The organism is Bacillus sp. LL01 (genome assembly GCF_001037965.1).
The window spans coordinates 1-3134 of the sequence record NZ_LFEL01000273.1 but is presented as its reverse complement, the minus strand read 5'-3'; the positions used below and the strand labels follow the sequence as shown (position 1 = coordinate 3134).

General features: G+C 40.3%; 4 protein-coding genes and 1 pseudogene. 2 read left to right on the top strand and 3 right to left on the bottom strand.

What is annotated here, in order from left to right:
• Positions 1 to 253: 253 nt before the first annotated feature.
• Positions 254 to 583 (bottom strand): hypothetical protein, encoded by a 330-nt coding sequence (locus AB685_RS29300; protein ID WP_053074002.1) that lies wholly within the window; start codon positions 581 to 583, stop codon positions 254 to 256.
• A gap of 108 nt (positions 584 to 691) precedes the next feature.
• On the opposite strand from AB685_RS29300, the gene AB685_RS31585 reads away from it, so the two are divergent.
• Together AB685_RS31585 and AB685_RS29295 are read left to right on the top strand one after the other, a co-directional pair.
• Entirely contained in the window at positions 692 to 835 is a 144-nt protein-coding gene (locus AB685_RS31585; protein WP_157860774.1) for a hypothetical protein, read from the top strand.
• Positions 836 to 982: 147 nt separating this feature from the next.
• Positions 983 to 1279 (top strand): hypothetical protein, encoded by a 297-nt coding sequence (locus AB685_RS29295; protein WP_047974137.1) that lies wholly within the window; start codon positions 983 to 985, stop codon positions 1277 to 1279.
• 592 nt (positions 1280 to 1871) lie between these two features.
• Here the strand turns inward: AB685_RS29295 and AB685_RS29290 are convergent.
• Both AB685_RS29290 and AB685_RS29285 read right to left on the bottom strand, forming a co-directional pair.
• Positions 1872 to 2729 (bottom strand): EamA family transporter, encoded by an 858-nt coding sequence (locus tag AB685_RS29290; protein ID WP_047974136.1) that lies wholly within the window; start codon positions 2727 to 2729, stop codon positions 1872 to 1874.
• 179 nt (positions 2730 to 2908) lie between these two features.
• Positions 2909 to 3134: pseudogene (locus tag AB685_RS29285) on the bottom strand (histidine phosphatase family protein); the annotation flags it as partial.

The window sequence follows — 3134 nt, the reverse complement described above, 5'->3', positions numbered from 1 at the left end:
GCCACTGTAAAAGGATTCTTCCACCCTGTTTTTTTGTACACCTGCATCAATGCATGCCAAACGGCAATTCCAGCTGGGCTAAGCGGCTTGGTTTCTAATTGATCATAAAATGCATTCAATTGTTGTTCGTAATTCATCGGAATCCTCCTTGATTGGGTGGTTGGAATTTAGTGTGTTAGTTGTGGGAGTAGGGAGTCGATACAGCAATGATGAGGTGATAAAGAGAATAGGTGAGGCCTATAGATTCTAGCATTCAGTCCCTATCGAACGGTTGGAAGCTGTAAATACTATGTCCATTGCCTCCTTTTTTACGAATCGTGTGATGGATCTCAATGATGTCTAGCTTCTGAGCTTTCCTTAGCATGCGTTCAAAGGTCGATCTTGAAATCCCTCCTTTTCGGTCATGCGTGGCTTGAACCATCTTACAAATTCTCGCATCCGATACACCACGATTTTTGCTGCTTGAGCGAATCAATTGATCCAGTGCAATGCGCTCGCCCTTAGTGAACTGATTTGAAGAAAATGCTAGATGTAGCTGCACGGCTTTTCGAAATGCCTCTTCTGTGTGGAAATGCGCCTTCATGTAGCTTGCCTCCTCTCATTTGATAGGCATAGCGTACCGCACAGTCAGAGAAAGGACATCTTGGCAAATAGACAAAATGAAAGGGTGTAAGGAGGCCAAAATCGCATTTTGCCCTTAGAGCAAAATGCGATTTTGATGGATGTGACGGGAGGAGTTTTGAAGAAATGGGTGGAATTGAAAAAGATTTTAATTGAGCCTTTCTACACCAATTCTGCTGGTCTCATCAAAATAAAGCCAGCTACTATGGCTTAAAAACACTTCCAAGTACAAACTTTAGAGGGGCAGCAGTCTAAAATCACCAGCGATTCWAGGAATAACTGGTACATACCCAAGCWGAATTACTTTTCTTACATATAGTACTCGTGTAAGTGTAGTTTCCAAATAAAAGGAGGAAAAACAATGTGGAACAATAACTGTTGTCGAAATTCGGGTACTTATGGTTATGGACGCGATAACAATGGATGCAATTGCGATACCTTTTTTAAAGATATCTCACGTGGTGAAGAAGTAAAGGTGTATCTAAAAGGTGGCGGGTGTATATTGGGCGAGTTTATTGATACTCGTGGCGATTTAGTTTTTCTAGCAAGAGCTGAGTGCAGTGATCATAACGACCATCATCACAAGCGCTGTGAGAGAAAAGATAAAGTGAGGATTATTAAAATCTGTTGTGACGATATCGTTGCAGTAGAGGTATAATCGTCACCTAAGAATGATAGCTGGCAGGGTTTTGTTGGCACCAACCATGAGGCAAACTGACCCTATCTAACTACCATCACTCCTCTCTTGTTTTATATACTAACGATTGCGAAGCCACTCTGGAGAAAGAGGGGCTTTTCAACATACCAAATAGCTTATAATAAGGCCATTAACGTATAACCCATATTAGTGATCTCAACCCTTTCACTTCAAAGGCTTTCATATTCATATCTAATTTAAATTAACATATTTTCCAATATATTGATCCATTTGCTCGAATTATTGCTGAGTTTGCTCGAATTAATTGCAAACTTGAACAAATTAATCGCTACCTTATCCGAATCAGCAATATACATGTTCGAATAGATGCCCCATTACTACCTTTTCACATAAAAAACCAAGCTGTCTGCCTACAACAGCTTGGTTTATCACTTAATTTCCTTAAATCATCTCTTTTTTTTTCCCTTTTGAAGAATATTGTAGACCTCTTCTTCTACTAATGGAGAGATGTTCTTGAGTTCTTCTGGGATTAGGTCTTCAACCTCTATTGCATTTAAGGATCCCGCTTTAGTGAAACCTAGCGGTGCTTTTTTCAGCTCTGCTTCACACTTAAGATGGTCACTGTCACCAAGATGATTCCCATACCTCCAAGCTGGGTCATTGTAAGCAGTTCACTTAGAATCATAAATCCAAATAGGGACGCAGTGACCGGTTCCACCATTGCAACGATCGAAGCTGAAGTCGGTGATGTTCGTTTCAAACCAACTACATACAAGAAGAATGACAAGCCTGCTCCGAAAATTCCTAAAAGGATCATCCAGAATAAATCAGGTGAGTTAAAAACGGAAACGGCTTCACCGTGGTCAATGAAAAGCAGCGTTATGATCGTAAAGGCAAGGAATGCAATCGTTAAAATTCCTTGCGGCTGCCCATGGCGGGATGCATATTTAAAACCAAAAATGAACAATGCATACGATAACCCTGCGCCTAAGCCTGTAACAAGTCCAAGCATCGAGATGCCATCAGAGCCAATGCTGTAAACCTCTGTCAGCAATACCACTCCAACCATCACAAAACCAATAGATAGCCATTTAAATAATGACGCCTGTTCAAGACGAAATATAAAAGAGATAAGGAGAACAAAAATGGGCGCAGTGTACATCAATGTTGCTGCTACGGCAATACTGCCCTCTGAGATACTGATAAAGTAAAAAACAAAATTCCCTGCTACTCCAATACCTGCGACAATAGACCAGAATAGTAGCGGCTTATTCCACCGGGTCGGCTGGAACAAGAACCAAATAAGAATGCATACCAAACCCACTGCTCCCCTGTAAAAGGAGATGACCAGGGGATCCCAACCTTTATCCATTAAGAAGCCACCTAGTCCACCGGCAAGTCCCCATAAAATTGCTGCTAAAATGACTAATCCTACCCCACCAAAACGCATATACTTACCTCCACCTATTCCATTTCACATCTGTAAAGATAACTATACCCTTAGGAAAGGTTTTATAACTTCAATTTGGGCGCCTGTTATCCGGAATACACTATTTTAGGATAAATACTCAAAAACCTCCCTTAACTTTGGTAGGGTTCTCTTTGCTTTACTGATAAAGCAACCTTATTCTAATTACCTAATGTACTTAAATCTGATAAAGATAATTGATCAACTATTTCATAACCATTTCCTATACCTCTAGGTTTTACAATAACTGTCCCCATATTTGGTATTTGACCTAAACTAATTCCTTCTGCAAAACTGTGAGCAACAATGACCTGATTTCTTCCCTCTTCTGGTATTGTTTCTAACACTGACTGTAGATTATTCAAAATCCTTATTCTATCACCACTA